The 6,538-nt window shown below is 52.0% G+C and carries 6 protein-coding genes; 5 read left to right on the forward strand and 1 reads right to left on the reverse strand.

The genetic code is table 11. The features are described from left to right. Positions 1-414: 414 nt before the first annotated feature. The 5 genes from C5S61_RS00180 to C5S61_RS00200 are packed head-to-tail and all read left to right on the forward strand — an operon-like array spanning position 415 to position 5,781. On the forward strand, positions 415-1,125 hold the full coding sequence (locus C5S61_RS00180; protein WP_054533396.1) for a response regulator: 711 nt from the start codon (positions 415-417) through the stop codon (positions 1,123-1,125). Then, the gene (locus C5S61_RS00185; protein WP_110513088.1) at positions 1,125-2,324 is read left to right on the forward strand and encodes a sensor histidine kinase; all 1,200 of its coding nucleotides are present in this window, start codon (positions 1,125-1,127) and stop codon (positions 2,322-2,324) included. The genes C5S61_RS00180 and C5S61_RS00185 overlap by 1 nt, the downstream gene beginning before the upstream one ends. Before the next feature lie 21 nt (positions 2,325-2,345). Then, on the forward strand, positions 2,346-3,299 hold the full coding sequence (locus C5S61_RS00190) for an AAA family ATPase (protein ID WP_110513090.1): 954 nt from the start codon (positions 2,346-2,348) through the stop codon (positions 3,297-3,299). Beyond that, positions 3,296-4,483 (forward strand): DUF58 domain-containing protein, encoded by a 1,188-nt coding sequence (locus tag C5S61_RS00195; protein ID WP_110513092.1) that lies wholly within the window; start codon positions 3,296-3,298, stop codon positions 4,481-4,483. The genes C5S61_RS00190 and C5S61_RS00195 overlap by 4 nt, the downstream gene beginning before the upstream one ends. Next, complete coding sequence (locus tag C5S61_RS00200; RefSeq protein WP_110513094.1) at positions 4,480-5,781, forward strand: DUF4129 domain-containing protein; 1,302 nt, start codon at positions 4,480-4,482, stop codon at positions 5,779-5,781. Before C5S61_RS00195 ends, C5S61_RS00200 begins: the two co-directional genes overlap by 4 nt. Here C5S61_RS00200 and C5S61_RS00205 read toward each other — a convergent pair. Then, entirely contained in the window at positions 5,778-6,392 is a 615-nt protein-coding gene (locus C5S61_RS00205; protein WP_110513096.1) for an NACHT domain-containing protein, read from the reverse strand. The genes C5S61_RS00200 and C5S61_RS00205 overlap by 4 nt on opposite strands. Between the last annotated feature and the right edge of the window lie 146 nt (positions 6,393-6,538).

Consider the following 6,538-nt stretch of genomic DNA (forward strand, 5'->3'; position numbering starts at 1 on the left):
ATAAGAGACAGGTCGGGGATTGGGGATCGGAAATTTAACGCTGCGCCGCTGCTTAAATACCTGTTCGTTTAACACAGAGGCGCAACGGCATTATAGCTATCGGCTGTTGGCGTTGGGCTGGCAAGAACCTAATCCTCATAATCTGTGGCAATCTGTGGCAAAAAAATCGTTCTTCGTGTCCTTCGTGGATTAGTTTTTAACGCAGAGGCGCAGAAACCATATGGCTATAGGCTGATGGCTATGAGCTATGGGAGATTGCTTGCAATGGCAACAATTGTTCCGATAGCCAAAAGCCTGTAGCCTTATCCCCTTCGTGCCCTTCGTGGATCAATATCCCTTCATGCTTGCGATAATGGTACAATAGCTGCGGGCGCAAGCCCTTCTGAATGTTTATCACCATGGTGCTGACAACCTATGTCCACAATATTGCTGGTAGAAGATGAAGCCCTGCTCGCCGATACGCTGCGTTACAACCTCGAACGCGAAGGCTATACCGTGCTTTCTGCTTCCGATGGAGTTACCGGGCTTGATTTGGCTCGCGCCGAACAGCCCGATTTGCTGATTTTAGATGTGATGCTGCCGAAGCTCGATGGCTTTTCAGTTTGTCGCATTTTGCGCCGCGAAACCAATATTCCAATTATGATGTTGACCGCACGCCAAGATGAGGTCGATCGGATTGCTGGCTTGGAGCTTGGTGCTGATGATTATGTGATTAAGCCATTTAGCCTTGGCGAATTGCTCGCCCGTGTGCGGGCAATCTTGCGTCGAACCGATCGTCAACCAACCGGTGTTGAACGCGAATTACTGACCGCCGCCAATCTCAAAGTTGATACTGGCAGCCGCCGCGTGTTTCGCGATACCAACGAAATTACCCTCGCGCAAAAAGAATTTGATCTGCTGGTCTGCTTGATGCGCAACCGTGGCATGGCGCTCTCGCGCGATTTGCTGCTCGAACGAGTTTGGGGCTACGATTTCCCTGGCGATTCGCGCACGGTCGATGTGCATGTGCGTTGGTTGCGCGAAAAAGTTGAGCTTGACCCAAGCAACCCAATTTATATCCAAACAGTGCGTGGCATTGGCTATCGCTTCAATGATCAACTCAGTCGTAGCGAGCGCAAAAACTAATGATCTGGATTGTGTTGTTGGCGATGACAACGATCATCGCGCTGATTTGGGGCTGGCGTGGGCAACGCAATTTGCGCCGCGAGCTGGCCTATTTACGTAATCGGCCTGTGGTTGCGCCGCCGCCACCAGCCGATCCATTTAACCAGTTGTTTCGCACGCTCAGCGCCGCGCTCGATGCAGGCGTGATTGTCGTCAATGATGGCCGCACCATTCGTTATTGTAACGATGTTGCGGCTAAATTATTTGGGGTCAGTGCCAGCGCTGTGCTCAACCATAGCGTTATCACCTTGGTGCGCGATTATCAGGCCGATACGATGATTGAGCAATCGATTCGCCGCCGCGACCCACAACAAGTTACCTTGCAACCGGTGCTTTCCAATCGTACAATTCGGATTTGGTGTGAGCCAATGCCCGAAAGCGGTGCGCTCATTTTGGCCCGCGATTTAACCCAACTGAGTTTGTTGGAGCGCGCGCGGCGTGATTTGGTGGCGAATGTTTCGCACGAATTGCGCACGCCGCTGGCTTCGATTAAGCTTTTGGTCGAAACTTTGGCCACTCAGCCGCCGCCAGAGTTGGCTCAACGCATGCTTGGTCAAGTTGATACCGAGCTTGATGCAGTGATGCAGTTGGTCGATGAATTGCACGAACTTTCGCAAATTGAATCTGGGCGCACGGCCTTGCAATTGCAGCCAACCGCAGTCAGCACGATTGTGGAACGAGCGCACGATCGGATTCAGCCTCAAGCTAAGCGCAAAGATCTGCGGGTTGTGGTAACGATTGCCCCAGATTTACCAGAAGTCTATGTTGATCGCGACCGAATTAGCCAAGTGTTGCTCAATTTGCTGCATAATGCGGTCAAATGGACGGATTCTGGCGGCACGATTACGATTGAAGCAGGCTTGCGTTCGCGGGCTGAACTTGGCCATCATCTCAGCCGCATGTTGGAGCCAAGCAATCGCTGGGTCATTATGGCGATTCACGATACTGGTGCAGGGATTCCTGCCGAGGCGATTCCGCGGATTTTCGAGCGTTTCTACAAGGTCGATCGGGCGCGAACCCGTGGGGTTGGCGGCACTGGCTTGGGATTAGCAATCGTCAAACACTTGGTCGAAGGCCATGGTGGCGTGGTTTGGGTTGCCAGCAGCGAAGGCCGTGGCAGCAACTTCACGGTGGCGCTTCCCGTCGTTGAAGATGAATAGTTGTGTGATTTGAGGGAAATCATGACCGCGTTGAATGTGCAAACATGGGCCGAACAGTTACGCAAACAAGTTGGGCAAGTGGTGGTGGGCAAGCAAAATAGCGTCGATTTATTGCTAACAGCGCTTTTGTGTGAAGGCCATGTGCTGCTGGAAGATGTGCCAGGCGTTGGCAAAACGACCCTGATTCGAGCACTCGCCCAAAGCCTTGATTGCCAATTTCGGCGGGTGCAATTTACCCCCGACCTCTTGCCAAGCGATGTGACTGGTCTGAATTTCTATAATCAAAAATTGAGCGAGTTTCAGTTTCGGGCTGGGCCGCTGTTTGCCAATATTGTGCTGGCCGATGAAATTAATCGCGCTACACCACGCACCCAATCGGCGTTGCTCGAAGCCATGGCCGAAGCAACCATCACGATCGATGGCGAAACCCACCAATTAACCCGCCCGTTTTTGGTGCTGGCAACCCAAAATCCAATTGAGCTTGAAGGCACGTTTCCCTTGCCTGAAGCCCAACTCGACCGCTTTTTGTTGCGGGTCAATTTGGGCTATCCTAGCGAAGCAGAAGAACATGCAATTATCCAACGCTTTAATCAGGGCGATCCTTGGGTTGCCATGCATGCGGTGAGCAATCAGGCGCAGCTGTTGGATGCAATTCACGCGGTGCGCAGCGTTCATCTGAGCGATGCAGTGCGCCAGTATGCCATTGCGATTGTGCGTGCAACCCGCGAGCATTCAGAGATTGAGCTTGGAGCTAGCCCGCGTGGCTCGTTGGCATTGACTCGGGCTGCACAGGCTTGGGCATTAATTCATGGCCGCGATTTTGTCTTGCCCGATGATGTCAAACAACTAGTGCCAAGTGTTTTGGCTCATCGGCTGATTTTGGGGGCCGAGGCTCGCTTGGCCCAACGCAGCCCAGAGAAAATTTTGGCCGATATTGTCAAAAGCATCGCCACGCCAGTGGAGGAACGGGCATGAAAGGGCGGCGAGCAGGCTTATTTAGCTTGGTTGTGCTCTTGCTTATTGGCTTGCTGACCGATGTAATCCTTTTACCATTGGTTTGTATGCTGGGCATTATGGCGCTTGCAGCGGTAGAATTATGGGAATGGCGCATGTTTCATCGGGTTGAGTATCAGCGCGAGCTGGGCCATACCCATCTTTTCCCTGATACCACGACCAGCCTGAGCTTAACCCTGAGCAACCATAAATTTTTGCCCTTGCCATTCGTCAATTTGCACGATTTAGTGCCAGTTGGCATTCAGATTGAGCAGATCGAAACCCAACCTGCTGCTAGCCCCAATTATCGCATTCTAGCCCGCGCTTTTGGCTTGAGCAGCTATCAACAAGTGACCCGCCACTATACGATTCGCTGCCCACAGCGTGGCTTGCACCGCTTTGGCCCTGCCAATCTGAGCGCCAGCGATCCCCTTGGCCTGAGCATGAGCCGCGCCACAATCAACGAGATTGATCGCTTAATTGTCTATCCGCGTTTGTTGAAAGACCCTGAATTGGGCATGCCCTTGCGTGAACTGTTGGGCACAATTCGCGCTTCGCAACGTTTATTGACTGATCCAGTTGTGCCGATTGGGATTCGCGATTATACCCAAAGCGATCCATTAAAAAGCATTCACTGGACGGCAACGGCGCGGCGTGGGCAATTGCAAACCAGAATTTACGAGCCAGTAACTGCATTAACCGTGATGTGCATTGTTGATATTGAAACGATTGTGCCCGCCTACCTTGGGGTGAATAAATTCCAAGGCGAACGGTTAATTAGTATGGCAGCGACGGTTTGTAGTGCGTTGCATAAAGCTGGCCATGCAGTTGGTTTATGGTCGAATGCGGCCTTGGTTGAAGGTAATAATGCAGTGCATTTGCCGCCGAGCCGCAGCCTCAAACAGGCCAGCGCAATTCTCGAAGTGTTGGCGCAAATGTCGCTCTATTCGCGGATTGAAATTGCCAAATTTATTGGGCGTGAACAATCGCGCTTGCCCTTGGGTGCAACGGTGTTGCTGATTAGCGTTGTCGATACACCCGCTCATCGCAGTGCATTGACCCGTTTGCGCGAATATGGCTATGCGCCAGTTTGGCTCTATTTGGGTGAACATGCGCCCAAAGTCGGCGGCGTAAAGCTGATTCATAGCTATCAGAGGGAGCCATGATCAATCGTCAAAGCGCCAAATTATTAATTTTGCTCAGTGCTTGCATCGCCTATAGCAGCCTGATGAGCCTCGTGCTCAACAGCTTCGACATTGTTGGCGATAATGCGAGTGCGGTGTGGCGGTGGCCAGTTTTTTGTTTGGGCTTGATCGTCATGGTTAGTTTGCGTATGCGGTTACGCCAACGAGGTGCGATTATTGCCGCTGCTGGGGTGATTGGGCTGAGCATGCTTGGCTGGCTTTGGCTGCGCACCGGCTTCAGTGGCCAAGAATTGGTCTTGAGCGGCTTTGGCGTGGCCTTTTTGATGTCGCGGGCAATCAATGCTGATCAATGGAATCACGATTGGTTGCAACAGCTCTTTTGGCACGGGCTGTTCTTATTGGTGGCATTTGTGGCCTTGGGGCCAGTCATGACGCGGGGTGCACTCGAAGAAGCTGGTTTCATTCAGCTGTTTCTTGCCCAAGCCTTGGGCTTTGTCGCTGCATGTTTATTTGCCATGATGCTTGATCAAAGCAACCAATCAGAGTTGCAAACCCCGCCAATGTTAGGCTGGAGCAGCTTGTTTACGCTGTTGATCATTGGTATTCCGCTGTTGCTTTTTGGGCTTGTCGATGGCCAACGCAGCATTGTAGGGCTGATTTTTAGCACATTTATTGATGGGCTTGTGCTGATTGTTGGTGGCATTGGGATTGGCTTGTCGTGGCTGGTTGGGTTGCTGATTCCCTCATTCACGCCCAATCAACGCCCGCCGGAGCAACTGGTGATGCCCGAAGCTGTCGATCCTTCAACGCTTAAACCAGAGGAAACTAGCAAAATAAGCTCGTTACTTGGCGATTTTCTGACGATCAGTGTGGCCTTAATTGGCGTGCTGATGATTTGCTGGTTGATTTATCTTGTGGTGCGCTGGCTGCGCGACGTTGAAACGCGAGCAGTTGTGCCAGGCGAAATTGTGATCGAGCAATCAATTTGGTCGTTTGATAGCTTGCGCGAACAGATTTTAGAGCGTTTTCGGCGCAAAAAGCCTTGGAAGTTTGGGGCTGATGATCCACAACGCCAAAAAGTGCGCCGCGTGTATACCAAATTTTTGGAGCTTGGCGAAGATCATGGTCAGCCGCGAGGCAAGCATCAAACTGCGCACGAATATGGGCGTGGCTATGCTCAACGCCAGCCAAATAGTGAGCCAGCAATCGATGAATTAACAGCTATCTATACCCAAGCCCGTTATGCAACCGAGCTTGATCCAGCGGCATTAGAACGCGCCGAACAGGCCCTCAAAAACATTCAAAAAAACCAAACTTAGCCACGCCATTGTACGCTATGCCACAAGGCAAATTGATCGGGAATTGTTTGCGGTTTGCTGGTTGCCAGCATCATCGACAAGGCGGGATAGCGTTCGAGCCATGTGCCAATCCACGCTGACCAACGTTGTTGCTGGTTTGGCTTGAGTTGATCCCAACCTTCGATCAATAGCAACCATACGCCAGCGGCCAAGCCACGTTTAACCACCAATTCGTTGATCGCAAAGCCGAGCTGTTCCATCTGTTGATGTAACAATTGCAAGGGTTGGATTGAGTGGTCTGCTGTTTGCTGAACACGATAAAATAAGGGAACATAGGCGGTTGGCAATTGTGCGCCGCGTGCCCATTGCAAACAGAGTTGGCGCATGGCCAGCGAGCGCGAGCCAGGCTCGATCAAGGCTAAACGGGGTGTTTCACGCAGTGCGTCGCGCAAGGGCATTGCTGGGCCGCCTTCGACTTGCTGAAATTGCAGCGGCAAGCGTTGCAGATGCGGCAACAACGGTTGCGAACCAACCAAGGCCTCGCCTTCGAGCAAGTGATGGCGATAGCGCCGAATCTGCCGTCCATCACGCAGACGTGGCAGGAAATTAAGTCGAAATGTTGCAAGGGCCATGGCCGTGCCTCCTAAAACGATAGCTGTACGGTTTAGCCTACGGCTTGGCTAGCACGCATTCAAGCAGTTAAGGTTACAATGCGATGACACGTAAAAGTCAAAAGGCAGAAGTCAAAAAGCAAAAGTGGGGATCGGGGGTTGGGGAC

It is taken from the genome of Herpetosiphon llansteffanensis (assembly GCF_003205875.1).
Classification (GTDB): domain Bacteria; phylum Chloroflexota; class Chloroflexia; order Chloroflexales; family Herpetosiphonaceae; genus Herpetosiphon; species Herpetosiphon llansteffanensis.